The sequence below is a fragment of the Leptolyngbya sp. CALU 1928 genome (genome assembly GCF_056784215.1).
Genome location: NZ_JBXBCE010000001.1, coordinates 1,601,212 through 1,627,022, shown reverse-complemented (window position 1 = coordinate 1,627,022; position 25,811 = coordinate 1,601,212). Strand labels below are relative to the sequence as shown.

Sequence of the window (25,811 nt, the reverse complement as noted above, 5' to 3'; positions counted from 1 at the left end):
TTCCTTACTCTTAACTCTTTGCATTAGAGGTTTCGGGTTTCGGGTGACAGGTTTCAGGACTATTCCCTATTCCCTCATTTCTCGCCACACAATAGCCCAAACCGAATTAGCCCGCGTTGATAGCCACGCTGCATTAGTCCGAGGGAGAGAGCCGCTTGAATGGTGCCCCAACCAGAAAACAGCAGCCCAAAAATAGAGGCGGGCGTGATGGCAGAATCGATCACCACATCCCAAAAGGGGGCGACGGCGGTAGACCAGTCTGCGGTGCGAATGTTTTGGAAGGAGAGCGATCGCGCCATTGCCTCATACTCTGGCAGCGAAACCACGTAGGGCAAGCAGTAAACCCGATAAATATCTTCTAAGTGCTTTTGCTCATCGGTAGTCAGCGGTTGCTGATCGATGGGACGGTGACACCAAGTGACGAATAAAAAAGTGCCTCCTGGCTTCAGCACTCGGTAGCATTCCTGCAAAAACTTTTCCTTGGTGGGCATATGTTCCCCACTTTCCAGCGACCAAATGAAGTCGAACGAGTTATCGGCAAAAGGCATATTTAATGCATCAGCCACTAGAAATTGAGCCGATGGGGAAGTTTCAGCAGTCGGGGCAAGTCCTGCGGCTTTTGCCCGTTGGGTTGCGCGGTTTGCCTGCACAGGACTCAGGGTAATGCCGGTGGCGGTTGCCTGAAATTTGTCAGCGAGGTAAAGCGTACTGCCACCAATACCGCAGCCCACATCTAGAATATTGTCTGCCTGTTCAATTCCTGCCCAATGCAGCAATTCTTCAATTAAATCAATTTGAGCTTGGCGACGCTCTTTCTTTTGAGTGCCGTCTGCCCCGTAGTATCCGTGGTGCATATGCTCTCCCCAGGTCTGTTCCCACAGCCCGGAGGAGGCATCGTAAAACTCTTGAATGCGTTGGTTGAGCGTCGAAGTCATAGAGTTGAAGTCATAGAAAAAGGGCGATCGCCCACCTAAGGCGATGGTGGATTTCAAACAATACCCTACACCCTACACCCTATCCCCTGCACACTCTACAACTTCCAGGTGACATTTCCTTTTTCATCATCCACCCGCACTGTAATCGGCTTAGTCGTGCCTTTTTGATCCGTCACTTGACATTTGAAGGTATCCCCCGGCTTCACGACTCGAAGTTTGCCGCCACAGTTGGTTTTCACCTCAATCTGAAACTGGGCTTTAATCCCTTTTTGAATCGTTTGCTCCAGTTTGGGCAGCACCAGTAAGCCTTTGGTGCTCCATTGCAGTTCGCTTTTTTGAGCAGGGCTAAGTTGGGGCGTTGGCGCGATCGCGATCTTTGGTTTTGCGCCACCCTGAGGAGGTAAAACAATCGCGGTTGCTTTGGGGCGCAGGGCAACCAAAAACGTTTGATTCGCTGCCGTTGCCTGACAGTCGAACGGTTTTCCATCTTCCGGGTTGGCAGTCGTAGGGCAGGCGACAGATTGCACCGGAATCCCCGATTTTTTGGTCACTTCTGCTTTCAGCCGATACTCCAGGGCTTTGGTGGCAGTCGATTTTTGGGCGATCGCCGCTGCCGTGGGCATAACCAAGGGACTCGCTGCCACGGGCGATGAAGCGGGTACGGGTGGCGCAGCACTGATGGGCGATCGCGGCTCAGTGCATCCCGCCAACCCCACCAGCACCAGTCCAACAGCGCTAAATTGAGCAATCCAAAAATTCATAGGCAACTCGGTCAACCTCAAACCTATCGTCTGAAACAAATTTTTATGACTAAAATCACAAAACCACCCTAACCTACGCCGTGCCCTATCAACATTTTTCTAAATGCTGGAAAAAATGGAAAATGGAAAATTAAAGGTGCGAAGATAAAATACCTTGAATAATTGCGTAATCAATTCATGACGGTTTCTCGCACCATTTGTTTAGGCTTTCTTGCGGTGATTGGCGCAGGAACGCTGCTTCTGAGTTTGCCCGTTTCTACGACTAGTGGCGTTTGGAATGGGAACAACGTCCTCGTAGGGTTGTTTACAGCAACCTCAGCAGTGTGCGTCACCGGGCACATCATTGTTGATACGGGCACCTATTTTTCCACCGTAGGGCACTTCTTTATCTTGGCTCTGATTCAGATCGGCGGCTTGGGCTATATGACCGCCACCACCTTTCTGCTGTTGCTCATAGGGCGACGCATTGGACTACGGAATAAAGTTGCCGTTCAGCAAGCCCTTGATCGCACCGAAATTCACGGAGCCAGTCAACTCATTCGTTCGATCATCGCCACCACACTGTTGTTTGAACTAACAGGTGCCTTTCTGATGCTGTTCGTGTTTGTGCCTAAATACGGCTTGGATAAGGGCTTGTGGCTGGCTATCTTTCATAGCATTAGCGCTTGGAATAATGCGGGGTTTAGTGTTTTTTCAGATAATCTTACGGGCTATCAAGCTTCTCCGTTGATTAATCTGGTAATTCCAGGGCTAATTATTTTTGGTGGGATTGGCTACGAAGCAATTTTTGAGATGTATCTTTGGTTGCGGGGGCGCTTGACCCACCAGCGGAAACGCACGATCTTTTCGCTCAATTTTAAAGTTGCGGTGAGTACTACGGTGATTTTGCTGACCCTAGGAGCGATCGCTTTCTTCTTAGTAGAAAGTCAAAATCCCAAAACCTTGGGAGTGGTGGATCTGCCCACCCGTTTAATGGCGGCATGGTTTCAATCAGCCACCTCCAGAACCGCAGGCTTCAACACAATCGATGTGGGTAAAATGACCACCGCAGGGCTATTTATTACCACTGCCCTGATGTTTATTGGCGGTAGTCCTGGCGGCACCGCAGGAGGCATCAAAACCACCACCCTACGAATCCTCACCAGTTGCACGAAAGCAGTACTGCAAGGCAAAGAAGAGGCGCAGTTGTATGATCGTCAAATTCCAATGACGCTGGTATTAAAAGCGGTTGGGGTGACCGTCGGCTCTATGGCAGCGGTAATTGTGATCACCATTTTGATTTCCCTCTCAGACCCAGAATATAACTTCATCCAGATTTTGTTTGAAGTGGTGTCTGCCTTTGGCACGGTGGGCTTATCCACTGGCATCACTGTAGATCCTGGCTTTTCGGTGTTTGCCAAGCTGATGCTGGTCGTGATGATGTACATCGGACGGGTTGGGGTGCTGCTGTTGATGGCGGCGCTGTTGGGAGATCCAAAACCGAGCTTTGTCCGCTATCCAGAAGAAACGCTATTGGTTGGATGAAAACGTTTATTTAGAGTGCGGGGTGTAGAGTGCGGGGCGCGGAGTTCTTAGCAGTTCCCTCTCTCTTGACTCTGCTTCTCACAAATTTTTTGCTCAGCATTCTGTTAAGTTAGATAGCGGTGATTTCGTTTCACAGTCAGCGACATTCGATCTTTAATCAACCATCAAACCCTCACATATTAAGGAGACGGTGCGACTTTCAACCTCTGAAAAGTCTCATACCGATATAAGCAGTGGTCAACCTATCATCCTTAAGTTTTTTTCATAGTCTGCGCCGTGATTCGGGTCGGAACAAGCAATTTGCCGTGATCGGATTGGGGCGATTCGGGCGAGCGGTTGCTTCTACCCTGAGCAGACAAGGCTACGATGTGCTGTGCGTCGATTTCGATGAAAACCGGGTTGCCCAAGTATTGTCTGACAATATTGCCACCCATGCCCGACAGCTTGATTCAACTCAACCCGCAGCCTTGAGAGAGGCGGGAGTGTTTGAGCAAGATACGGTGATTGTGGCGATCGGGAACTATGTGCAGGAAAGCATCATCACCACCCTCAATGTCAAAGAAGGCGGCGTGCCCCATGTGGTCGCCAAAGCCTCTTCAGAAGTGCATGTGAAGCTCTTGAAAAAAGTGGGTGCAGACCATGTGGTGTTTCCAGAGCATGAGTGTGGCTGCGCCTTGGCACAATCTCTGACCCGCCCTGGCATTTTAGATCGGTTTGAGCTTGACCCCGACAACAGCATCGTAGAAGTGCTAATCCCCGATCAGTTTAATGGCAAAAGCATTGCGGATTTACAACTGCGAAATTCCTACGGCTTAAATCTGTTGGCGGTTAGTCGTGATGGTAAGTTTGAAATCAATCCCGATCCGGGCGTGCGGCTGCAAAAAGGCAGCGCCATGGTAGTGATTGGCTCGAACCAAGATATCAATCGCTTGCCTGTTTAGGCATTTGATTCATCACTGCAAACAGCGCACAGTAATCTGCTTCGGCAAACCCTCGATTGATGGCTTCTAACAAAATTTGGTTGACTGCGGCTGGCAGGTGAGTATCTAAGCCCAGCGGCTCTGCTTCTGCCTGAAACAGCTTCATATCTTTTGCCAAATGCTTGGTAGGAAAGTTGGGATCGGCGTAGTTTTGATCTAGCATTCGCTGCAATTTTTTGTCGAAGGTGGGTGCATACAGGGCACTGCCCCGCAAAATTTCCATGAATTGCTCTACGTCTACGCCTTCCTGTTGAACAAAACTGAGGCTGGTGGCAAAGGCGGCAGTAAGGGAACCAATCAGTTGATTCAACGCGAGTTTGAGGGCAGAGGCAGTTTCCACAGCCCCGATTAACCGCACCGTTGATCCAAAGTGGCTGAGGATTGGCTGGTAGGTTTCAAATTGTTCTGGGGTGCCTCCGACCATGACCATTAGCTTACCTGCGATCGCTTCGGGGATGCTGCCTAAAACGGGGGCTTCCAGATACTCGCCGCCTGCTGCAATCACTTCGTCACAGATCGCCCGACTTTCACTAGGGGCGATCGTACTCATTTGGATCACCGTTTTGCCGATTAAATAGGCACGTTTCGTATCCGACAAAAGCACTTCCTTGACAGCAGCGGCATGGGTCAACATCAAAATAATGCAGTCGCAATCGTGGATCAAAGCGCTAGGAGTTGGGGCGATCGCGGCTCCCAATTCTTTCAACCCTTCCAGTTTGCCAGGTGTCCGGTTGTAAACTGTCAGTGATACTCCCGCATCTAAAAGGCGCTGTGCCATTGGCTGACCCATTAACCCAATACCAATAAAACCAACTTGCATTCAACGTTCCTCATGATCTTCATCGGTCAACCAAAAATCTTCCGTCAGAGTCGCCTCTAAATCTTGGCTAAACTCCCACTCATTGGGAAATTGCACTGTTGAATAATCTTGCCTAACTCGCTTGAGAGCGTGTCGCCATGAGTCCTCAAATACTTCTACAAAGTAGTTCTTTAAACTAGGAGATTGCTCTATCAAAAGCTCCATCTCTCGCCGCTGATCTGCGATCGTATTTTGCCAGCCTCGATAATCATTAGGGCTTTGAACGTATAGACGCTTCAGCAGGTGAGCTAGCAAAACTCCTAATCGACTCTTCAATTCTCTTTTGTCTCTCAGTCCCAAGCTTTCAATCTCCTCAATCAGCGCCTCAAAATCTAGCCCCTCAATGTCCCGATCTTTTAGCTTGGCAACCGTATCCTCGCACCAGGCAACAAAATCTTGGTGATATCCAGAAGGAGATTTGAGTTGGGTGGTTTCAGTCATTGGGGTTTTCCCAAGTTTGGTTCTTTCAACGCTAGCATAGGCGCGTTTTGGCGTAGGCGATCGCCTAGATTTCAATCCTAGATCTACTAGGGTGAAGGTTGGCTGAACCAGAGTTAGATCCAAAAATTATCGATCGCAGTGCAGTGAGGCGGCGGACGGGCGCGTTCTTACTCCCATATCCATTGTGCCTATTCACCCGTTTTAGAGCGTCATGCCAAAACTCTGCACACTACTATAGTGATGTATCTTACCCGGCAACTTTCTGTGTTGCTCCAATTAACAGGTAGAAAATGTCATCTTCTGAGCTAATTAGCATTCGTCAGCTTTCCGCCAACGAATTAGGGCTGATGGGCGGCTTATTGGATATTTTTGGTGAGGCTTTCGACGAAGTGGATACTTATTGCTCATCTCGCCCAAGCAACGCCTATCTCAAGCGGTTGTTAAGCAGCGAGTATTTCATCGCACTTGTAGCGTTAAAAAATGGGTCAGTAGTCGGAGGTCTCACCGCTTACGAACTCCAGAAGTTCGAGCAAGAGCGTAGTGAAATTTATATTTACGATTTGGCTGTCGCCGCCGCCCATCGACGCGAAGGGATTGCCACCGCATTAATCCAAGAATTAAAGAAGATCGCTATAGCACGAGCAGCCTATGTGATTTTCGTGCAGGCGGACATTGGAGATGACCCTGCGATCGCCCTTTACACAAAGCTTGGGGCACGCGAAGATGTACTTCATTTCGATATTGCTGTTGCGGACAGCGATAATGATACATAACAATTCAAAATGCAGCGGCTGGTCGGGAGATCTGGGTGCTACTGCAAAGGATATCTGTCGCCATTGTCGCCATTGATTGAGGGTTTTTGTACATAACCAATCCATACGATGGAGTGGCAGTAGCCAGTTTTTTTGGGATGGGAAATTAAATCCTGACCCGTGATTAGGTTGAATATTCTGCCAACCGCCTAAACTAGATCCAGCAGAGTATGGGCAATGTGGGTTATGGCTGAACAAGCAGGCAAAGTGTATTTAGTCGGATCGGGGCCAGGCGATGCCGACTACTTGACCACGCAAGCGCAAACCTTACTCGCCACGGCTGAGGTGCTGGTTTATGACGCATTGGTGGACAGCGAACTGCTGGATCTTGTGCCCGAAGCTTGCATAAAGCTGAATGTGGGTAAGCGCGGCGGACAGCCCAGCATGGCGCAGCCTGAAATTAATCGCCTGTTGGTGCAGCATTGCGATCGCGGCAGGCAAGTCGTGCGGCTTAAAAGTGGTGACCCGTTTGTGTTTGGTCGAGCGCAGGCAGAAATCGAAGCGTTGGTGGCGGCGCGATGTGAGTATGAAGTGATACCGGGCTTATCCTCGGCGCTGGTCGCTCCCCTACTGGCTGGCATTCCCCTCACTGATCCGCAACTGAGCAGTTCGTTTACGGTTTGCACTGCCCACAATCCCGATACGTTGAACTGGGTTTCCCTAACAAAACTAGAAACCCTGGTGATTTTGATGGGCGGACGCACCTTGCCCGAAATTGTCCGGCGACTGCGGGGACATGGAAAATCGCCAAAAACCCCGATCGCGGTGATTCGGTGGGCGGGTCGGGCGGAACAGCAGATTTGGGAAGGCACCCTGGGCAATATTTTGGTGGAAACCGCCAACCAGTCTTTGGCTCCCTGCGTGATTGTAATTGGTGAAGTCGTGAAACTGCGATCGCTGCTTCAGCCGAAAGTGGTTCGCAATATCGCTTCAGAGTCACCGCGAGATCAACCGCAAACTCGACGGACGCGGGAATCTCAGATGTCGGCTGATTTGAGCGTTCGGCAACCAGAGCGCGATCGCCGTCCCACCCCAAGATTAGAAATCCCCGATGAGCGACAGCCATTTTTCGATGCAGTGCCGCCTGTAGAAGACGATTTTTTAATCCTGCCGCCGCTTCCCACAGAACCGCTGCCCTTGACGAACAAAACCATTTTAGTGACGCGTGCTGTCAGCCAGTCTAGCCAGTTTACGCAACTGTTGGAGGATCAGGGAGCGGCGGTGATTGAGATGCCAACCCTGGAGATTGGCGCGCCCTCTAGCTGGCGAGATTTGGATACCGCGATCGCCCGTCTGGATGAATTTGACTGGCTGATCCTCACCTCAACCAATGGCGTAGATGCCTTTTTCAAACGCCTTAAAACTCAAACCGGCGACGACTCGCTCTCCTGCAACATCAAAATTGCGGTGGTCGGCGAAAAAACAGCACAACGGTTGCAGCAATTAGGAATTCCCGCCGATTTCGTTCCACCCAAGTTTGTTGCCGATTCCCTAGCTGCTAACTTTCCTGAGCCATTAAGCGGACTTCGGATTTTGTTTCCCCGTGTGGAAAGCGGCGGTCGAGAAGCGCTAGTCAAGGAATTTGCCAACCAGGGTGCCAAGGTGAGAGAAGTTGCCGCCTATGAATCACGCTGTCCAGCCGCGATCGCGCCTGAAGCCTTGCAAGCGTTGCGATCTCGCTCCGTCGATATCATCACTTTTGCCAGTTCCAAAACCGTGCAGCATTTTTGCCAACTGTTCCAACAAGCGGATGACAACTGGCAAAGCTATCTAGAAAACGTTTGCATTGCATCCATTGGTCCTCAAACTAGCGAAAGTTGCCAGAGCTTGCTGGGGCGGGTAGATGTGGAAGCTGCCGAGTTTACCTTGGATGGGCTAACAGCGGCGATTGTTCAATGGGCAACGCCGAAGGTGGAAGAACTTGCGATCGCAACCCCCACCTCGGAGTCTGAACTTCAACAACCTGAGGCGATGACAGAATCCGAGTCCGTTCCGATTTCTGAAGCAGTAGAGAGTATGGAACCAGAACCGCTTCAGTCTCAAAATCCCGAAGATACCCAGCCCGAAGAGATTCAACCCCAAGATATCCAGCCTGAAGAGATTCAACCCAAAGAGTTTGCATCAGAAGCAGCACAACCCGAACTGCCCACCCTCCCAATCGTTCAAACTTCGGATAGCCACCCAGAAACGGATTGGCAGGAGCCAATTTTTACAGAGGCGATCGCGTCTAATAGTGCAGAACTGCCACAATCAAGCAATATAGAGACATTTCCCGACTCACCACCACCCAAAGCCCCAGAGCCAGAAATTTTACAGCCAGAAATATTAGATATTAGAAAACCCAACCAACGGAAAATTAGCATCAACCGAACTGCCCCATCAGAAGTTACCAATCTTGAAATTAAAGATGCAGAGGTCATTGCAGTAGACAAGTCACCTATCAAAAAACTAAAAACACCTCCTGCGCCGTCCAACTCTCAGTTTCAGGATGGTGAATGACATAGCTTTTATCTAGGTTGCCGCTTTTCTGTAGCTTTATTGCCAGTTTTCTAAAAATGCTAGACAGAACCCCAAAAAGCATGGTACAAGTGTATCAAACTACTACAATTCTGTCTTAAACCATGGAAGCCCTTACCACAGCCCAGCAAGAGCTATACGATTGGCTAATAGAATACATTCGCGAAAACCAATACCCGCCCTCAATTCGTCAAATGATGAAGGCAATGGATTTGAAGTCTCCAGCCCCCGTTCAAAGTCGTTTAGAGCATTTGAGAACAAAAGGCTACATTGAATGGACAGAAGGCAAAGCGCGGACTATTCGAGCCACGCATGAAGTGTTACGAGGAGTGCCAATTCGCGGCATGATCGCGGCGGGTAGCCTCGTTGACGCATTTCCTGACGCTGAGGTTGAGTATCTAGATTTGACGGGTATTTCGCTGAAGCCGACCTACTTTGCGCTGAGAGTACGGGGAGACAGCATGGTAGATGCCATGATTGACAATGGAGATATTGTCATTCTTAAGCCTGTTACTGATCCAAAAGCGCTTAAAAATGGCACGATTGTAGCCGCTAGAGTTCAGGATCAAACCACTCTAAAGTATTTTCACCGTCGAGGTAGCAAGGTGACCTTGCTACCTGCCAATAAAAACTATGAGTCGATTGAGGTGCCTGCGTCTCAAGTGGATGTTCAGGGCGCTCTAGCACATGTCTGGCGTGATTATAACTAGAAACGGAAACTTGCAAGATTATCTTGAATCGGATGAGGTGATTGATTGGCATCATCCTAATGTTTTGGAACTGGCGAAGCAACTTGCATTTGAGCAGACGACTTCAACCGCGATCGCTCAGAGTTGCTTTGAATGGGTGCGCGATCGCATTTTCCACAGTTTCGACTATCAGATGAATCCTGTGACTTGCAAAGCCTCAGAGGTGCTGCGCTATGAAACAGGCTACTGTTTTTCAAAAAGCCATTTATTAGCAGCTTTGCTGCGTGCAAACGGCGTTCCAGCAGGATTTTGCTATCAGCGTTTGAGCATTGATAATAAAGGCGCACCCTATAGTTTGCATGGATTCAACGCCATTTATCTAGAAGAGATTGGTTGGTATCGTGTTGATCCGAGAGGCAACCGCCCAGGCGTTAATGCTCAGTTTATGCCTCCCATTGAACAGCTTGCTTTCACTATCCAGTTTTCTGAAGAGGCAGACTTTCCAACCATTTTTCCTAAACCCCTTTCAGAGGTTGTAGAGGCTTTACAAAGCCATACTACGTGGAATGAGATGCTTTGCAATTTGCCAGATATTTCACTGGACGTTGCCGAAAAGCAAGGTTTCTTTCAGTAGTACGAGTTGTGGTTATGCGCAAAAGCAGGGCGATCGCGCTAACTATGGCATGATGGCTGAATCAAATCCGTCATCGGATTGTTTAGCTTAGTGAGTAGCTTGTATTCATGAATGCCGTCCAACCGCTTCTGAAAGTTTTACGCAGCCGTAAAATGGCGGCACTCTTGCTGCTAGGATTTTCCTCTGGGTTGCCCTTGTTCTTAACCAGTCGAACCTTGCAAGCCTGGATGAAAGATTCCCAGGTTGATTTAGGGGTAATTGGCTGGTTTAGCTTGATCGGGCTACCTTATACCCTCAAGTTTCTCTGGGCACCTTTTTTAGATCGCTTCGTTCCGCCTTTTTTGGGGCGACGAAGAGGTTGGCTGTTAATTACTCAGGTTGGGCTACTAGGGGCGATCGCTGCCATGTCGCTCCAGCAACCCAAAGAAGCCCTGCAACTGCTGGCAATCAATGCTCTAGTTATTGCGTTTTTAAGTGCCACTCAAGATATCGCCAGCGATGCTTACCGAACGGATGTATTAAAACCTGCCGAGCTTGGACTTGGAGCCTCTACTTGGGTCTTAGGCTATCGAGTCGCCATTTTAATATCTGGCTCCCTAGCGCTGATTTTGGCAGATTATATTTCCTGGCAACTCATTTATTTGCTCCTTGCCGGGATGATGATGATCGGTATCCTAGCAACGTTATGGGCACCAGAACCCAGCGATCGCGTTTCTGCTCCCCAAACGCTTCAAGATGCGATTTATCTTCCCTTTAAGGAATTTTTTAGTCGATCCGGTGTAATCGCCGCCACCTTAGTCCTTTTATTCGTCTTGTTTTACAAGTTGGGCGATGCCTTGGTGGGCAACATGGCAATTCCGTTTCTCCTGGATATTGGCTACAGCAAAACCGAGATTGGCGCAATTCAAGGAACGTTCGGCTTTCTAGCGACCACCCTTGGAGTTGTTGGCGGAGGGATTCTGCTCACTCGCCTCGGCATCAACCGGGCACTATGGGTCTTTGGCGGCTTTCAAGCCCTTAGCAACCTGGGATATTTTTCCCTTACCCTTTTGCCTCAAGCGACCCAGTGGCTATTAGTTGCCATTGTTTTGGAAAACTTTTGTGCAGGACTCGTAACAGCGGCTTTTGTTGCCTATCTGATGAGCCAATGCAACCATGCCTTCACCGCCACTCAATATGCCCTGCTCTCTAGCCTGATGGCATCTAGCAGCATTATTCTAGCGGCTCCAGCAGGTGATTTAGCAAAAGCAACCGGCTGGTCGGTCTTCTTTGTACTCACCCTACTAGCCTCACTTCCAGGATTATTTCTACTCCCTTTTGTGGCTCCTTGGAAGGCGGTCGTGCCCACTCAAATTTCAATGGATGATGAAAATCCGTCTTGAGAATAATTTATCGTCTTTGACAGGAAAGCTTAAGAAAAGTGCTGGAAAAACTGCAAATTTGTTCGTAGGGAAGAAGTGTATTGCGATAGGATGAGATGAGTAAGCTTTACAAATCTTGAGTGAAGTCTCAGACAAGCTCTTGCTGTTTAACAAAATTTTATATTGTAATTCCCATGGCGATTTTCCGGCAGTATGTGGCTCCCTTGTTGATTGTCTTTGTCTTTCTGTTTGCATTAGTAGCGGTCAGTTCCCGCATTTTCATGCCGATGGATATGGCGGCTCCAGCCCCGATTGAAATCCCTGATCCTCAAGCTCAAAACTCAGCAGTCTATAAACCTAGCAGTTCTTATAAGCCTACGAATCTTCCTCCATCATTGTCTGCATTGATTACAGGACTGACGGACGAATCTACTTGATTGGTCTATTGCCTTGTAGGTTTACGGATTGAGCGCCCCCTCGCCGATCGCTCCTTTCCCCGCCGGCTACCAGCTTTTTCAAGGCTCCGGTTTAGATCGAGCATTGCTAGTAAAGTTCATGCAGTGTACCTACGCTGAGATTGAGCCTACTGGGACTTACTCTCATCTTGCGAGTACGGTAGACCAGTATTTTTCTCAGGAAACGCCGCTTTGGTGGGTGAAGTCAAACCGCGATCGCGCTCATAATCACAACGATGAGTTGCAAAGCCTTTTGAATCACCCCATTGCTTGCCTTTGGGTTGGTACCGCGATCGATCAAGTGAGTGGCGATCGCCATGCCCATATCTTTTTACTGTACGTCGCGCCTGCCCATCGTCGTCAAGGCATTGGTGCGGCGTTGATGCATCAGGCTGAACAGTGGGCAATTGCACGGGGCGATCGCAAAATTGGGCTTCAGGTGTTCCAAGCCAATCAGCCTGCCATCCTCCTCTATAACCGCTTAGGATACGAAGTTCAATCTTTGGGGATGATCAAGCCTTTACGCCACAGTTAAGCAGCAGAACAAAAAAGAACCCCGCCGAACCAATCGATTGAGCGACTCAAATGATCTGCTACCGAAAAGCATCCCTAACATCATCTAGGGTTTTGACGGTGAGAACTTGGGGGGGCGTTGAGTCGGGCGGGTAGAGAAGATCAACCTGAACCAAGCGGCGATCACCACTTGGTAAATTGAGCGTCAGCAAGGGTTCTCCTGCCTCTCCTCGCTGTTGAGTGATGTGAATAAAGCGAGTTTGGGTTACCCCCGCATCATCGTTGTAGCGTAACCGTACTGTACCCCGAAAAAAGACACGGTTTTCAGGGGGCTGATAAAACAACAGTCCTCCCTTACTTTTGTCATTCTTTAAAGGTGTTTGAATCGCCAACGTCACCGCTTGCTTTTGCCTCGTTGGATTATAGAGTGGCATCGTCAAACTATATTGAATTCCGTAGTTGCCATGCGCTTGATACGCCGTATCAGGATAGCGCGCTAATAGTTTGGCGCTCTGAATTTGCCCTGTGCCCAGCGTGCCTCGATAGAGCGTACTTAAGCCGTAGGAAAATGCCCGTCCTTTGTTGGGAATCGTTAAGCGATCGCTCTTTGGTGTATCCGTCACCATTGACTGCCATTGAGAGCCGATCGCGACCCCAGACACGCGCCCATAAAAAACCTTAGCAACATTCACATTGAGGGGTGTAGGCGGCACATCACGCGGTCCTGCCAGCCCCCCTTTGACGACCAACGTTTGCCATTCTTCTAAGGTTGGACTGCGTTCTCGTCCGTCCTCCGTTAAAGGGGCAAACATCGCTAAACTTGCCCCATACACAGAACCACTACTTTGCAATCGCATCAGGGTTGTTCGTCCATTCGACCCCGGAGAGCCACCCACTGGAATCGGTAAGTTCATTAATAAATGGTTTTCACCGGGTTGAATCACAAACCTGCGTGGAAAGGCTCCTTGACGGCGACCTCGCAATAGGTCATTCGTCACTCGGCTACCCGGTCCAGCATAAACCGTCCCTAAGGGATCTTCCACATAGGCAGGTAACTGAATGAAAGAAGCATCTGGACGCGTGAGATAGCTCGCTCCCTGCAAAATGTCGATCGCAACCGGCTTAGAAGTTGGATTGTTTAACAGGATTGCTTGAAATAACGTCCGTGGTGTACCGCTACGAGTTCTAGCAATATGGTGAGCAAAAATATCAAACCGCCCTTGAAAGGCATAGTTCAAATGAGCGTTAGGAAAATCTTTGCCCGCTGGGGGAAACGTTGAGGTGAGGATGCCACTGGTTTGCACGACCTCTGGACTGTTGCTATTAAGAACAGGTACAGTGTCTAACTGTCCGGGCAGAGGGCGAATTTCCTGGGGTTGAAAAACTTCCTGCGTCTGAAGAGTAGGCTGAGCAGGAAGAGATTCTCTGGGTAAAACTAATTCTTGTGGCGCAGCCCTAGACGGCTGAATTGGGATAAAAAATGGCGAGGGGGTGATTTGAGCGAGAGTGACGAAAGGGAAAAAAGGCATGAGCGAATTTAGCAATTTCTTTGGTTAAGAGCGACAGTAGATTGGTTAAATAGCCGTCATACCTAGTTACTCTAGGTGTTTGATAAATTTCCAATCATGAGAAAAACAAATTTTTAAAGAAAGATCAGTCCATCTGAAAAAACAGTGAGTAAAAATGCTCCGGTTGAAATCATAAATCGAGGATGTCCTTTCAGATCAATCATCATCTATGGTTTTGTTTTTTATGGCAATGAAAACCGTGCCGTTTAGTAAAATTCCCCTTGCTAGTTTTACTGTACTTTCTTTAAGTTGTCGAATCTATAAAGCTTTGACCTTACTATGGTGCAATTCTTGAAACTTTCTCCTCTTGGCTCGTTGGCTCGTTGGCTCGTTGGCTGCCAGCTTTTCGTTTTTAACCTTGCTGGTCGGTTTTGCTTCAAACTTTAGATAGTTGTCAATGCGGTTTGGCGAAAGCACTATTTAGACTAAGAGTCCTCCCCTCGTTACAGATTTATGCATCAATTTCTTCATTCATCTACTTCCGGCGTAACGTTCGGCATAAAAGCCCTTGTTAGGGTGCCCATTTTTGCAGCGATCGCATCAAACAAGCGTTTACCCTCCCATTGGGCAATGAAGCTGACAGGCGCGATCGCCTTTGTCAGTGTTTCACATTTGGGGACTACATCATCCGTTTTAGCCGATACGCCTCTCCTGCTGGCATTGAGTTACTGTGACGGAAAACTGCGGGATGAGTTGATACAAGGGAAAGCAACCTGCACGTTTCCAAGTGGCAATCGCTACCAAGGCGAACTGAAAAATAGTCAGCGCCATGGAAAGGGGGTTTTCACATTTGTGAATGGCACTCGCTGTGAGGGAGAATTTCGGAATAATTTGCTGCACGGCAAGGGCATATGCGTCTTTCCAGGAGGAAATCGCTATGAAGGCGAGTTTCAAAAGGGCATTCGAGCCGGAGCAGGCAAATTCTTTTTTGCAAACGGGACACGCTGCCAAGGAATCTTTCGAGAAGATCTGTTAAACGGGTTAGGAGTTTGTACGTATTCCAGTGGCAATCGGTATGAAGGTAATTTTCAAAGTAGCAAAAAACAAGGAAGAGGCGTGTTAGTGCTGGCAGATGGCACCCGCTGCGAAGGAGAGTTTCAAAATGATCTACTGAACAGTTTCGCAGTGTGTAGCTTTCCGAGTGGAACGCGCTATGAAGGGGAATTTCGCACTGGGCAGCAAAGTGGCAAAGGGGTTTATACGCTGGCAACGGGCACACGGCTTGAGGGCGTTTGGAAAAATGGCAAGTTTACTGAAACAAAAAATAAACGATAGTGCTTCACTCTTGTTTGTTTCCACACATCCTAGGAAATGCAATTTTGTTTGAGCTTTATTTCTTGCTTAAAAGTTAAAGTCTTCGATCGCGAGTTCTGGAAAGTCGGGGGGGATAACTTCGCAATCGAGGCTGATCTTTTGGCTTTCTCGTTGAGTTTGCACTTCCACCGCAATCGCTTCCAGGCGAATTGCCAGCGTGCCAAAAGGTACGGTGAGTTGAGTCACGGCTTCTAGTTCATCATGTCCGTTGGGGAAGAAATCTACCATCCAACGAGGACCATCGAGCAGCGATCGCGTTTGGCAATCATTTACCCACAGTTTGATATAGATTTTGGGCAACAAATTAGGCAGTTTCAGCCGTATATTCATGGGTCTGCCTGCCACAATTTCATCGGTCAAAATCTCAACCATTGGCACTGGAATCGCTTCATCTTCCGGCATGACTAACGGATTGACAACGGGCAATTCCAACGATTCGCCCCGCTTAGCACGAGAGAGCGATCGCCGCATCCACTCTTGCCACAGGGGGTCATCATCCACAACTACTTCATGGGTAACCCAATCTTCTATGGGGGATTGGGTCAGTGTTTCTTTAGTTTCTGCTTGCGTTTCAGCGACAGCTTCTTGTGGAACACTTTCCTTTAAAGCAACTAACAGTTCTTCATCGGCTGCCAAAACGGTGAGTCGGTCTAGAAAGCGATCTTGTAATCGCAAGGCTTGAAACGCAGTTTTAATAGGCGATGGTTGCTCTGCAACGATTGGGGCTGCTGAAGCAGCATCGGTAGACACTTGCTCTATTAATGCCAAAATTTCGGAATCAACATCTTCATCTTGCTGTTTTCCGCTCAGTTCGCCAGCCGCGATCGCGTCCGTGACTAGAACTTCAGCCTCTTCCGCGCTCTCCACTCCACACTCCGCACTGTTCTCTGAGTCGCTCAGCTTCTCGACGACTGCTTCTTGGGCTATCGCCTCCTGAACCGCTGTAGCACTAGCAGTTGTTCGATTTGTGACAATAAAGGCAGGCAAATCGAGTGGGCGCTTTGTGCCAGCAGGATCAGTTTGAGGATCACTTAACTGGGGAGGCATCTCTGAGCCTTTAGATTTTGCAGCGTTAGCAGATACAACTGGGATGCTGCCTTTGAGAGAATCAAGATCTTGATCGACAACCAAGCTGTTTGCAGTTAAGTCTAAAAAGGAGAGATCTAGAACAGGCTTGGTTTTGGAGCGATGTAGCCGTTCGTTAAACTCAACTGCCAAATCAGACAAATCACTGCCCTCTGGCTCTTGCTCCAGCGCTGTTCTGACTCGCTGAAATTCTGCCATGAGTTCTTCAGGGTTGACCGTAACCGTGACAGTAGCAGCTTGCAGTGAAACAGGCTCAGCTTGGTCGGATACGGCTCCCCATACTTCGACTTCCCCAATTAAGAGATGGGTTGTTGAATTGGAAGGTAACTCTACAGTGAAATTAAAGGAGTAGGGCAACGGCTCAGTAGAAAGAGACTGGCGATCGCAAATAACGACTTCTGATGTTTGCGGATTACGAAGAGAAATCCGCAATTCTTGAGCAATCCAGCCTGTTGATGCTGCGATCTGTACATCTACATTTCCATCCACATCAGCAGATTCATCAATCGGCTCATTAGATTGGTTTAGACTATCGTCTATTTGCACCGGAATCATGGGCGCTTTCCAGTTATCCTGTACTATCAAGCGCCCCGCCACAGTCACAGTCTGCACCGCGCTGGCTTGAAATACTTCCTGCTCCAAAATAATCTGTATGGCTCTCGCATCCACTTTAAGTAGAATCGTTGATGGCTCTAAATTTTCCATCAACTCCGGCACAGGTTCACTGGTCGCTACCGATGGTTCAAAATAGTCAGCACTTGAGACTGCGCCAAACTCGCAAAATACTTCTTCAATCAATTGATGGGAAAGTTGCTCGGTCATGCTCACTAACCGATCCATAGATAGCCCCAATGCCTGAGCAATTTCCACGTTTAGGGCTGCAATCTCTGGCGTGGTGGGAACTGCTGAAGCGAGTAACTTGCTGTCTGCAATCTCGCTATTCTCAGTGTGGCGCTGCTCAGTTTCGTCTTCAACTATGGGCGATCGCAGTTCGGGCACTGAAGCCAATTCAATCTGTTCATGGGTTAAATCGTCTGAATCATCGCTATCCCAATCTTCGTCTGCCTCAGCAACGGACGCAAACACCTGTAACCGAATCGAATGATGTATGGTGTCACCCATCAAATCGGATAAGGGGTCGGGAGAGAAGCAGGAAAGTTCCCAAATGCCAGGGTTGAAGTAGGTGTAGGGAACCACAACCGTTAGCCCATTGGCATTAGTACGACTAGAGCGCTTTTGAAACCGTCGCTTAGGCGGATTTTCTGCGATCGCCAAATGGCAGATGCGAATTTGCACGTCTGTGTTTGCCTGGGCAAATCGCGCAACGATGCGATAACGCCCTTCTAAAATTTCAACATCGGGAGAGTCCAACGGCAGCCACGAGCGATCGCCATCTTTTTGTACGAGAAACTTCCACTCTTCCATATCTACCTTTTACGGACTACTCCGCTGGATTGGCGACTCTAAAAACTACACCTAGTGTTCTACGAATAAAAAATACCGCTATTGAACGCTTAGCATACTAGATGCAGTCGAAAAGCAGATATTTTTTACAAAAGTTTACAAATGACGTATTTAGCTCAATCAGTGTAGTCTAGCGATCTCGATCTGGCTAACATCAAAATATTTCGTTACGCAGCCTTGAAAACTGTCCAGATCGATAACTAGAAAGGTTCCCTTGTTTATTTCCTCTGATGCCGCGATCGCTCGATTTGCTGACTGTCGCCAATTGGTTTGAAAATCGCCGTCAGGATTGCTAGAGTCAAGCGGTGAATCGACTGGCTATGGTTTGAACAACCTTAAACAAAAAACAAATGCACCAATATTTTTACCTCCACGGGTTTGCCTCCAGCCCCCAGTCGGTTAAAGCGAAAAACCTCAGCGATCGCTTCAGCCAACTCAACATTCCTTTGACTGTTCCCGATCTCAACCAAGGTGATTTCACCTACCTCACCCTAACTCGTCAACTGCAACAAGTGGAAGCCGAACTACCTGCCCCACCAGCCCCGGTGACGCTGATCGGCTCTAGCTTTGGCGGATTAACTGCCGCCTGGTTAGGGCAGCGCCAACTTCAAGTGGAACGATTAGTTCTACTCGCACCCGCTTTTGGGTTCCTGTCCCATTGGCTGCCCCGCTTGGGCTTTGAACAACTGCAACAGTGGAAAACTGAAGGCTTTTTGCCCGTCTATCACTATGGCGAAGAGAAAATGCTGCCGATTAGCTATCAGTTTGCCGAAGATGCTGCTCAATATCGCGAGACAGAATTGCTGCGATCGGTGCCAACCTTATTGTTTCATGGCAAAAACGACGAAGTGATTCCGCTGCAAACCAGCATAGAATTTGCCGAAACGCGCCCTTGGGTAACCCTAGTTGAACTCGACAGCGATCACGGCTTAACTGATTCCAATGACATTGTTTGGCAAGGCATTCAGGAGTTTTGCTCATTGTCCTAGTTCATTCAGGTTCCAGGTTTCAAATGCCAAATCTCGTTTCAAGTCAGAGACTTGGAATGCATCTCAGCGGTTCTGCCGATTGGAGCAGAGTGGCAGAGCCAGTTGACATCCGGTAACTCACCCTCTACTCTTTGAATTGAGTAAAGAGAGCCATTTATGAATCCTACTCATCCCTTCAACGCTTCTGAAACATTAGGCTCCATAGTGGGAGAATTTGGCTGGAATAAAGGCAGGGCTAAATTTCTACTGGGAGCCTGGATTATTATATTCTTGTTTTCTCTGCCCCTTTCATTCATCTTGATTGGGTTGCCTGGGCTGATCTTATCAAGCTACTTCATTTATAGATCGCTCAAGCGGCTAAGAGGAACTCAGCCAGCCATCTTGCTTTATCAACGAGGGCTGATTGACTATCACAAAGGGACACCAGATGTGATTCGTTATGAAGACATCAAGGCGTTGTTTCTATCTGTTGTCACAACGAGCAGAATAACGAATTATGTCATCACTCTAGAAACGAAGAATGGACGGAAGATCAAAATCGATGAGCATGTTGCCAACGTGGATCATCTGAGAACCGTGCTAGAAGAGCAACTTTTACAACTCCAGTTGCCAGCGGCGATCGCTAACTATCAGCAGGGCAATGCCATTGAATTTGGACGCCTCACGCTCACACAGGAAGGATTATCAGATGGTAAGCGAATGTTGCCTTGGTCAGAGTTTGAATTGGCTAATGTTCAGCGTGGATATAAATCCGTCTGTTTCTTTATTCGTCAAAAAGGAAATAATCGGCAAGATTGGTTTTCCTCTTCTCGCGATAGCTTCCCCAATTTAGCTTTATTTTTTGCACTCATAAATTATATTCAATCCTAATTTCTAAATGTAACCCTGCACTGTTTATTCGGGTGTCAGGTGTTGGGTTCAGGTTTCAGGCTGACTCTCATCCAAACGAGCAAAGCTGTAGTTTTGCGGTATCGATGGCGGGAGAGAGACTGCATGAGTGAATATGCTCGTTGGCAAAGAATGGCTATGCAATATCTTGATAGCTATGATGCTTTTTTTACATCGACTTAAAATATCTGTAGCAAAACTCACAAAAGAAACTGAATAACTCGAAGAAAGTCTTAGGCAGAGATCTTTATACGCGCACTTAAGAATCTGCCATGCCTGAGAAAAATTTGCCTGAGAAAAACTTGATTGTGATTGGCAACGGAATGGTGGGTCACAAGTTTTTAGAGCGAATGGTTGCGAAAGGAGCAACGGAAACTTGGAACCTGATTACCTTTTGCGAAGAGCCTCGCGTTGCCTACGATCGCGTCCATCTCAGCGAGTTTTTTACCGGAAAAACGGCAGACGATTTGTCTCTAGTTGCGCCCGATTTCTACCCAGAAAACACCATTCAGGTACACCTCGGTGATAAAGCTGTCTGCATTGATCGAACCCACAAAACCGTTACCTCAGCTAACGGCATGGTTCTCCCCTATGACCGTCTTGTGTTGGCAACAGGCTCCTATCCCTTTGTGCCACCCATCCAAGGCAAGGAGGCGCAGGGCACGTTTGTCTATCGCACGATCGAAGATTTAGAAGGAATGGCTGCCTATGCCAAACAGTGCAAGACAGGGGTGGTGATTGGCGGCGGCTTGTTGGGGCTGGAATGTGCCAATGCGTTAAAGAGTATGGGTTTAGCGACCCATGTGGTGGAGTTTGCGCCGCGATTGATGCCCGTGCAAATTGATGAACTGGGCGGGGCAGTGCTGCGGGATAAGATTGAGGCGCTGGGCGTGGGCGTTCATGTCAACAAATCCACCAGCGAAATTGTGATGGATGAGCAGGGCAGAGTCTGCAAAATGCTGTTTGCAGATGGCTCGGAACTGCAAACCGACATGATTGTGTTTTCGGCAGGGATTCGCCCCCGCGATGAATTGGCGCGAGAATCGGGGCTGGAAGTGGGCGATCGCGGCGGTATTGTAATTAATGACTATTGCCAAACCTCTGATCCGGCAGTCTACGCGATCGGCGAGTGCGCCCTTTATAACCAGCGGATTTATGGCTTAGTCGCTCCCGGCTACGCGATGGCAAGCGTGGCGGCAGATAACCTATGTGAGTTTGGCAGCAGCAGCTTCACCGGAGCGGATATGTCTACCAAGCTGAAGTTATTGGGAGTGGATGTTGCCAGCTTTGGCGATGGCTTTAGCAAAACTCCCGGCGCAAAAGACCTGACCTTGATCGACACGCACCAAGGCACTTACAAAAAACTGGTGTTGAATGAAGCGGGCGATCGCGTCTTAGGTGGCATTCTGATTGGCGATGCGTCTGCCTATGGCACCCTGCTGCAAATGATGCAAAACGATATGGCAGTGCCGCCCTACGCTGAAGATTTACTGGTTCCCCCCCGCGAAGGGGCGGCGATCGTCAGCATGGGCGTAGACAGCCTGCCCGACAGCGCTCAAATTTGTTCCTGCAATAACGTCACGAAGGGCGACATTTGCGCGGCAATTCAAGCGGGTAACCTGACAGAGATTGGCGCGGTTAAAAAATGCACCACGGCGGGAACGGGTTGTGGTGGCTGTGTTCCCTTGGTGACAGACCTGCTGAAAATGGAGATGAAAAAAGCCGGACTAGAAGTAAAAAACCACCTGTGTGAACACTTCGCCTACTCGCGTCAGGAGCTTTATCATCTGGTTCGCACTCAGGGCATTCAAACCTTTGAAGAATTGCTGATACTCTATGGCGAGGGCAAAGGCTGCGAGATTTGTAAACCCGCGATCGCGTCTATCCTTGCCTCCACTTGGAACGAGCATATTCTGAACGAGGCTCATGCAAGCTTGCAAGATACTAACGATGCGTTTTTGGCAAACATTCAGCGAGACGGCACCTACTCCGTCATTCCACGCATTCCCGGTGGCGAAATCACGCCAGAAAAGCTGATTGTGCTAGGCGAAGTGGCACGAGACTTTAATCTGTATACCAAAATTACAGGCGCACAGCGGATCGATTTATTGGGCGCACGGGTGGATCAACTGCCACTAATCTGGGAGCGTTTGATTGCAGCAGGCTTTGAGTCGGGTCATGCTTACGGTAAGGCACTGAGAACCGTGAAATCCTGTGTGGGCAGCACTTGGTGTCGGTTTGGAGTGCAGGATTCCACTAGCTTGGCGATCGCCCTAGAGCTGCGCTATCGCGGACTCCGGGCACCCCACAAAATCAAGGGTGCGGTGTCGGGTTGCACCCGCGAATGTGCTGAGGCTCAGGGCAAAGACTTTGGCGTGATTGCCACGGAAAAAGGCTGGAATCTGTATGTGTGCGGCAATGGCGGCATCAAACCCCAACACGCGGTATTACTCGCCGCTGACATTGATCAAGAAACGCTGATTAAATACTGCGATCGCTTTCTCATGTTCTACATCCGTACCGCCAATCGCTTAGAGCGCACTGCTACCTGGCTCAACAAGCTAGAGGGCGGCATCGAATACCTCAAGCAAGTCGTGATCGAGGATTCCCTCGGCATCTGTGCCCAACTAGAAGCCGAAATGTCTTATCAGATTGCCACCTACGCCTGTGAATGGAAGAAAACCATCGAAGATCCTGCTAAACGCCAGCGCTTCACCCACTTTGTCAATTCCGATCAGCCCGATCCATCCCTACTCTTCGTCGAAGAACGCGATCAAAAACGTCCAGCTTACGAACACGAACGCCAGTTGATGGAGTTAGGAGCTAAAGGCTAAATAGTACAATCGCCTCACCTTTGTTTCTGCTGGGCTGGCAAGGTGAGCGTCATTCACGCTGAAATTCTAAACAATTCAAAACTGTAAAAACTGATGACTCAATCTCTTTCTAACCAGCAGATTGCACAATGGGTTTCTGTATGTTCCCTCGATCGCATCCTACCCAACACTGGCATCTGCGCCCTGATTAACGGTGAGCAAATCGCCATATTTCGCATCGAGCAAAGCGAAACAGTCTACGCCCTCAGCAACTATGATCCCTTTAGCAAAGCACAAGTTTTGTCACGAGGAATCCTAGGCGATCGCAACGGCATTCCTAAAGTTGCTTCTCCCATTTACAAGCAAAACTTCAACCTGCTCACCGGGCAATGTTTGGATGACGGAACCGTCAGCGTTGTCACCTATCCCGTTCAAGTAGTGGACGGTCAGGTGCAAATTGGGATTGTCAATCAAGTACTCGCGTCCTAACTTGATCTACTTGCGAAATACGGGCAGCGTGAAGTGAAAGCAACTGCCCTGATTGGAGGTAGAGTCTACCCAAATTTGCCCATAGTGAGCGCGAATAATCCGCTGGCATAGAGATAGCCCAATTCCATACCCTGCTTTGTCTTCATCTCGCTTCAGACGAAAGCGCTCCTCAAAAATTCGCGCTTGATTTTCAGGAGGAATGCCTGGTCCATTATCTCCCACGCTAACCTGTACTGTTTGCGTCGTGCGATGCAGAGCGGCAAGCTGAATAATGCCGCCGGGTGGGGTATATTTCACAGCATTGTCGAGCAGATTGGTCAAAACCTGGCGAATCCGTTCTTCATCTGCCCAGATCATTGGCAAATCTGAAGGGATGTCTTTTTCAACCTGCTGAGATTTTTCTTGAAAGCGATCGCGCAAATCATCCAGCACATCCACGCACAAAGCGCCTAAATCAAGCTTATGGGGATGAATGCGTGCATCCGAACCGATGCCCCGTGCCGCCTGCAAAACATCAGTAATCATCCGATCAATGATCCGTGTTTGAGTTCGAGCATGATCGAGCAACCGGGCTTTAAATTGAAGCGTCAGGCTTGACCCTGCACCATCTTTAGGATTACAGTCCCTTTCTAACGTTTCTAACGCGATCGAAGTCGCCGTCAGCGGGTTACGTAAATCATGCGCCAACATTGCCAGAATTTGATCTTTAAACTGAAGCTGATGTTCTAGATCCTCTTTTTCGCGCTTCAGCCGAAAGACTTCATCTGATAGCCGAATGAACTCCGTTGATCGCGTCACCAAATTAAACGACGCTGAACTGTCAAAGGCATCCTTGAGACTGCGTAAAGTAGAAGCCTGCTCACCATCAGCCGATAGACTGTACGATTCTAAATTTTGGGATGCTGCTGCGATACCATCTCCGGTTTGCGGCGTAACAGCGGCAATTTCAAGCGCTAGAGTTTGTTTGAGCGATCGCACCTCCATTGCGCCAGAATCCGCAGTAGTTGCTAGATGCTCTGCCGCAGAGCGCTGCCAATGCCCCCAGCAATGCTGCAACTGCTGCACCAAAGTGCTGCCTGCCAAAGTTTGACGAGGTTCTGGATGGATTTTTATCAAGGCAGGGGTGGCAATCAAGCGAAAATACTCAGCCAAATAAGGCTGTTCACTCACATCAATAATTTGAAGCTCAAACTCGCACTCTCTCCGTAACTCTTTCAGAGCAGTACGCACCTGCTGAACTTGCTCTCTAGAACTCGGTCGTTTATCAATAAACAGCAAGAGTTGTAGCGGACAATCGGCAATATTGTGCTGATCAGGATTTGCCTGCATTCGATGCCTCGCCTCAACAGCTTTAAATCGTTCACCAGACTGGGTTATCCCTCAAAGTACAGCCTATCAAATATAAAGAAAACATTACGCTAGTACGGTGCATACTGCTCAATATAAGTTTCTAAACCTTAACAGCCCGTATTCTGTCTTTACATTTTATGATGAAGCTGTTTTATTTTTTCTTCAGCGAAGTCCCCTAATCCTAAATAAGAAAAATAAGGTTGCTTGCTGATCACTAAAGTTGTTGTCGCTCACGAGTAGTAGGCTTTGGCTGCCATCGGGCAGTTGAGGTCCAAACGCAATCCCTTCTAAATTGTCGAGGGGAACGCCCAATTGGTTGAGGTCAAGCAGCAGCTTTTTACGAATGGGCTGCACTCCCGGAATCGCTCCTTGAAAGCTTTCAATAGTCGTAGTATCACTGGCGCTGCCCATTGCCAGTTGAAACAGTTTCACGCCAAATCCATTGGTGCCAAACGATCGCTCCATGCTGATAAAATGCCCCCCTTGGTCGATCGCTAGCATCTCCGTCAACCCATGAAATGAGGCACCCTCTGGCGGCGGCTCCATTTCATAGAGGTGTTCCGATAGCAAGAGAGAGTAGGTAGGGTCAAGGGAATAATGCAAAATGCGGTTGCGGCTTGCCCCTTGTTGAGGATGCTCTGGACTGGCATCTTGCATCAGCGCCGACTCGGTGGCAGTAAATAGGCGAAAAGGTTCGATCGCAACGGTGCCGCCGCCGCTCATATTTAACGTCAAAGATTCAAACCCTAGGTTGTCGCCTATGCCTTGGATTTGCTTGCCGTCTTCAGTTTTAGGAAGGTAGCGATCGGGAATCAGCAAACTCCGTTTCCATTGCCCAGTTTTCAGGTCAAACTCCCGCACAAACGGAGCAATTCTCTTGTTAGCAACTCCTTCACTCGAAATAAACAGAGTCCCCAACGAAGACAACACAATCCCTTCAGGATCAACCTCTCCCTTGGCATAGGGCTGACCCGCTTCATTCGTAATAAAAGTGACACCCGTGACATCAACTTGTTTAATTTTGGGTGTTTTAGGGTCAGCAGTATCCAAGTTCAGTTTCAGCGTGTAGAACCGCGCCGGAGCAAATTCGCTGCGATCGTCCGAAATGGCATATATCAAGTTTCGCTGGCGATCGTAGGTGAGAGCCGATAAGCCGCCCACGGGGGTATCCTGAAATGTCTGCTTGGGCAACGGGTAGCTGCTCAAAAAATCGAGCGATAAATCGAGAAATATCCGTTGCTCTGCGCTTACTTGGGGCAGGTCGCATCCCGTGAGCAGAGTGGACAGTAAAATGACACAGGCAAATAGAAACGTAGTGAAGTTAAATCGACGATCGCTCACAAGATTTCTCCCAATGGGTCTGCTTCAC

General features: G+C 48.7%; 22 protein-coding genes. 14 read left to right on the top strand and 8 right to left on the bottom strand.

What is annotated here, in order from left to right:
• Positions 1 to 74 precede the first annotated feature (74 nt).
• Positions 75 to 992: a methyltransferase domain-containing protein gene (locus AC1S5B_RS07590; protein WP_482035068.1), complete on the bottom strand. Its 918-nt coding sequence runs from the start codon at positions 990 to 992 to the stop codon at positions 75 to 77.
• 38 nt (positions 993 to 1,030) lie between these two features.
• A complete protein-coding gene (locus tag AC1S5B_RS07585; protein WP_482035067.1) occupies positions 1,031 to 1,696 on the bottom strand; it encodes a DUF4333 domain-containing protein in 666 nt (221 codons plus the stop codon).
• A 177-nt stretch (positions 1,697 to 1,873) separates the two neighbouring features.
• Between AC1S5B_RS07585 and AC1S5B_RS07580 the strand changes: the two genes are divergently transcribed.
• Together AC1S5B_RS07580 and AC1S5B_RS07575 are read left to right on the top strand one after the other, a co-directional pair.
• A complete protein-coding gene (locus tag AC1S5B_RS07580; protein WP_482035066.1) occupies positions 1,874 to 3,220 on the top strand; it encodes a TrkH family potassium uptake protein in 1,347 nt (448 codons plus the stop codon).
• A 233-nt stretch (positions 3,221 to 3,453) separates the two neighbouring features.
• Positions 3,454 to 4,161 carry a potassium channel family protein gene (locus AC1S5B_RS07575; protein ID WP_482035065.1) on the top strand — a complete coding sequence of 236 codons (708 nt, stop codon included), beginning with the start codon at positions 3,454 to 3,456 and terminating at the stop codon, positions 4,159 to 4,161.
• Here AC1S5B_RS07575 and AC1S5B_RS07570 read toward each other — a convergent pair.
• Both AC1S5B_RS07570 and AC1S5B_RS07565 read right to left on the bottom strand, forming a co-directional pair.
• Complete coding sequence (locus AC1S5B_RS07570; RefSeq protein ID WP_482035064.1) at positions 4,142 to 5,020, bottom strand: NAD(P)-dependent oxidoreductase; 879 nt, start codon at positions 5,018 to 5,020, stop codon at positions 4,142 to 4,144. The two genes, AC1S5B_RS07575 and AC1S5B_RS07570, sit on opposite strands and share 20 nt — an antisense overlap.
• Positions 5,021 to 5,500: a DUF29 domain-containing protein gene (locus AC1S5B_RS07565; RefSeq protein ID WP_482035063.1), complete on the bottom strand. Its 480-nt coding sequence runs from the start codon at positions 5,498 to 5,500 to the stop codon at positions 5,021 to 5,023.
• Positions 5,501 to 5,790: 290 nt separating this feature from the next.
• On the opposite strand from AC1S5B_RS07565, the gene AC1S5B_RS07560 reads away from it, so the two are divergent.
• The 7 genes from AC1S5B_RS07560 to AC1S5B_RS07530 all read left to right on the top strand — a co-directional run bounded on the left by AC1S5B_RS07560 (position 5,791) and on the right by AC1S5B_RS07530 (position 12,503).
• Complete coding sequence (locus AC1S5B_RS07560) at positions 5,791 to 6,273, top strand: AAC(3)-I family aminoglycoside N-acetyltransferase (RefSeq protein ID WP_482035062.1); 483 nt, start codon at positions 5,791 to 5,793, stop codon at positions 6,271 to 6,273.
• 225 nt (positions 6,274 to 6,498) lie between these two features.
• Complete coding sequence (cobA, locus tag AC1S5B_RS07555) at positions 6,499 to 8,811, top strand: uroporphyrinogen-III C-methyltransferase (RefSeq protein WP_482035061.1); 2,313 nt, start codon at positions 6,499 to 6,501, stop codon at positions 8,809 to 8,811.
• Positions 8,812 to 8,933: 122 nt separating this feature from the next.
• Positions 8,934 to 9,539: a transcriptional repressor LexA gene (gene lexA, locus AC1S5B_RS07550; RefSeq protein ID WP_482035060.1), complete on the top strand. Its 606-nt coding sequence runs from the start codon at positions 8,934 to 8,936 to the stop codon at positions 9,537 to 9,539.
• A gap of 10 nt (positions 9,540 to 9,549) precedes the next feature.
• On the top strand, positions 9,550 to 10,152 hold the full coding sequence (locus tag AC1S5B_RS07545) for a transglutaminase-like domain-containing protein (protein WP_482035059.1): 603 nt from the start codon (positions 9,550 to 9,552) through the stop codon (positions 10,150 to 10,152).
• 107 nt (positions 10,153 to 10,259) lie between these two features.
• On the top strand, positions 10,260 to 11,534 hold the full coding sequence (locus AC1S5B_RS07540; RefSeq protein ID WP_482035058.1) for an AmpG family muropeptide MFS transporter: 1,275 nt from the start codon (positions 10,260 to 10,262) through the stop codon (positions 11,532 to 11,534).
• 173 nt (positions 11,535 to 11,707) lie between these two features.
• Complete coding sequence (locus AC1S5B_RS07535) at positions 11,708 to 11,950, top strand: hypothetical protein (RefSeq protein WP_482035057.1); 243 nt, start codon at positions 11,708 to 11,710, stop codon at positions 11,948 to 11,950.
• A gap of 28 nt (positions 11,951 to 11,978) precedes the next feature.
• Positions 11,979 to 12,503, top strand: a complete 525-nt coding sequence (locus AC1S5B_RS07530; protein ID WP_482035056.1) for a GNAT family N-acetyltransferase — start codon at positions 11,979 to 11,981, stop codon at positions 12,501 to 12,503.
• Positions 12,504 to 12,561: 58 nt separating this feature from the next.
• Here AC1S5B_RS07530 and AC1S5B_RS07525 read toward each other — a convergent pair whose 3' ends face one another.
• A complete protein-coding gene (locus AC1S5B_RS07525) occupies positions 12,562 to 14,010 on the bottom strand; it encodes a DUF3370 domain-containing protein (protein ID WP_482035055.1) in 1,449 nt (482 codons plus the stop codon).
• Between the two features lie 492 nt (positions 14,011 to 14,502).
• On the opposite strand from AC1S5B_RS07525, the gene AC1S5B_RS07520 reads away from it, so the two are divergent.
• Positions 14,503 to 15,324: an MORN repeat-containing protein gene (locus tag AC1S5B_RS07520; RefSeq protein ID WP_482035054.1), complete on the top strand. Its 822-nt coding sequence runs from the start codon at positions 14,503 to 14,505 to the stop codon at positions 15,322 to 15,324.
• Positions 15,325 to 15,390: 66 nt separating this feature from the next.
• On the opposite strand, the gene AC1S5B_RS07515 is transcribed toward AC1S5B_RS07520, so the two are convergent.
• The gene (locus tag AC1S5B_RS07515; protein ID WP_482035053.1) at positions 15,391 to 17,874 is read right to left on the bottom strand and encodes a hypothetical protein; all 2,484 of its coding nucleotides are present in this window, start codon (positions 17,872 to 17,874) and stop codon (positions 15,391 to 15,393) included.
• 389 nt (positions 17,875 to 18,263) lie between these two features.
• Here AC1S5B_RS07515 and AC1S5B_RS07510 point away from each other — a divergent pair, with 389 nt between their 5' ends.
• The 4 genes from AC1S5B_RS07510 to nirD all read left to right on the top strand — a co-directional run bounded on the left by AC1S5B_RS07510 (position 18,264) and on the right by nirD (position 23,092).
• Positions 18,264 to 18,902, top strand: a complete 639-nt coding sequence (locus tag AC1S5B_RS07510; RefSeq protein ID WP_482035052.1) for a YqiA/YcfP family alpha/beta fold hydrolase — start codon at positions 18,264 to 18,266, stop codon at positions 18,900 to 18,902.
• A gap of 156 nt (positions 18,903 to 19,058) precedes the next feature.
• Complete coding sequence (locus AC1S5B_RS07505) at positions 19,059 to 19,772, top strand: DUF6585 family protein (RefSeq protein ID WP_482035051.1); 714 nt, start codon at positions 19,059 to 19,061, stop codon at positions 19,770 to 19,772.
• A 290-nt stretch (positions 19,773 to 20,062) separates the two neighbouring features.
• A complete protein-coding gene (nirB, locus tag AC1S5B_RS07500; protein WP_482035050.1) occupies positions 20,063 to 22,624 on the top strand; it encodes a nitrite reductase large subunit NirB in 2,562 nt (853 codons plus the stop codon).
• Positions 22,625 to 22,717: 93 nt separating this feature from the next.
• Positions 22,718 to 23,092, top strand: coding sequence for a nitrite reductase small subunit NirD (nirD, locus tag AC1S5B_RS07495; protein WP_482035049.1), 375 nt, complete (start codon positions 22,718 to 22,720; stop codon positions 23,090 to 23,092).
• A gap of 6 nt (positions 23,093 to 23,098) precedes the next feature.
• Here nirD and AC1S5B_RS07490 read toward each other — a convergent pair whose 3' ends face one another.
• Together AC1S5B_RS07490 and AC1S5B_RS07485 are read right to left on the bottom strand one after the other, a co-directional pair.
• A complete protein-coding gene (locus AC1S5B_RS07490; protein WP_482035048.1) occupies positions 23,099 to 24,421 on the bottom strand; it encodes a histidine kinase in 1,323 nt (440 codons plus the stop codon).
• 183 nt (positions 24,422 to 24,604) lie between these two features.
• Positions 24,605 to 25,783 carry an esterase-like activity of phytase family protein gene (locus AC1S5B_RS07485; RefSeq protein ID WP_482035047.1) on the bottom strand — a complete coding sequence of 393 codons (1,179 nt, stop codon included), beginning with the start codon at positions 25,781 to 25,783 and terminating at the stop codon, positions 24,605 to 24,607.
• Between the last annotated feature and the right edge of the window lie 28 nt (positions 25,784 to 25,811).

Coding starts and splice junctions, on each gene's coding strand:
- AC1S5B_RS07585 (WP_482035067.1), bottom strand. CDS start 1,696: ATGAATTTTTGGATTGCTCAATTTAGCGCTGTTGGACTGGTGCTGGTG.
- AC1S5B_RS07580 (WP_482035066.1), top strand. CDS start 1,874: ATGACGGTTTCTCGCACCATTTGTTTAGGCTTTCTTGCGGTGATTGGC.
- AC1S5B_RS07570 (WP_482035064.1), bottom strand. CDS start 5,020: ATGCAAGTTGGTTTTATTGGTATTGGGTTAATGGGTCAGCCAATGGCA.
- AC1S5B_RS07565 (WP_482035063.1), bottom strand. CDS start 5,500: ATGACTGAAACCACCCAACTCAAATCTCCTTCTGGATATCACCAAGAT.
- AC1S5B_RS07560 (WP_482035062.1), top strand. CDS start 5,791: ATGTCATCTTCTGAGCTAATTAGCATTCGTCAGCTTTCCGCCAACGAA.
- cobA (WP_482035061.1), top strand. CDS start 6,499: ATGGCTGAACAAGCAGGCAAAGTGTATTTAGTCGGATCGGGGCCAGGC.
- lexA (WP_482035060.1), top strand. CDS start 8,934: ATGGAAGCCCTTACCACAGCCCAGCAAGAGCTATACGATTGGCTAATA.
- AC1S5B_RS07540 (WP_482035058.1), top strand. CDS start 10,260: ATGAATGCCGTCCAACCGCTTCTGAAAGTTTTACGCAGCCGTAAAATG.
- AC1S5B_RS07535 (WP_482035057.1), top strand. CDS start 11,708: ATGGCGATTTTCCGGCAGTATGTGGCTCCCTTGTTGATTGTCTTTGTC.
- AC1S5B_RS07525 (WP_482035055.1), bottom strand. CDS start 14,010: ATGCCTTTTTTCCCTTTCGTCACTCTCGCTCAAATCACCCCCTCGCCA.
- AC1S5B_RS07520 (WP_482035054.1), top strand. CDS start 14,503: ATGCATCAATTTCTTCATTCATCTACTTCCGGCGTAACGTTCGGCATA.
- AC1S5B_RS07515 (WP_482035053.1), bottom strand. CDS start 17,874: ATGGAAGAGTGGAAGTTTCTCGTACAAAAAGATGGCGATCGCTCGTGG.
- AC1S5B_RS07510 (WP_482035052.1), top strand. CDS start 18,264: ATGCACCAATATTTTTACCTCCACGGGTTTGCCTCCAGCCCCCAGTCG.
- AC1S5B_RS07505 (WP_482035051.1), top strand. CDS start 19,059: ATGAATCCTACTCATCCCTTCAACGCTTCTGAAACATTAGGCTCCATA.
- nirB (WP_482035050.1), top strand. CDS start 20,063: ATGCCTGAGAAAAATTTGCCTGAGAAAAACTTGATTGTGATTGGCAAC.
- nirD (WP_482035049.1), top strand. CDS start 22,718: ATGACTCAATCTCTTTCTAACCAGCAGATTGCACAATGGGTTTCTGTA.
- AC1S5B_RS07490 (WP_482035048.1), bottom strand. CDS start 24,421: ATGCAGGCAAATCCTGATCAGCACAATATTGCCGATTGTCCGCTACAA.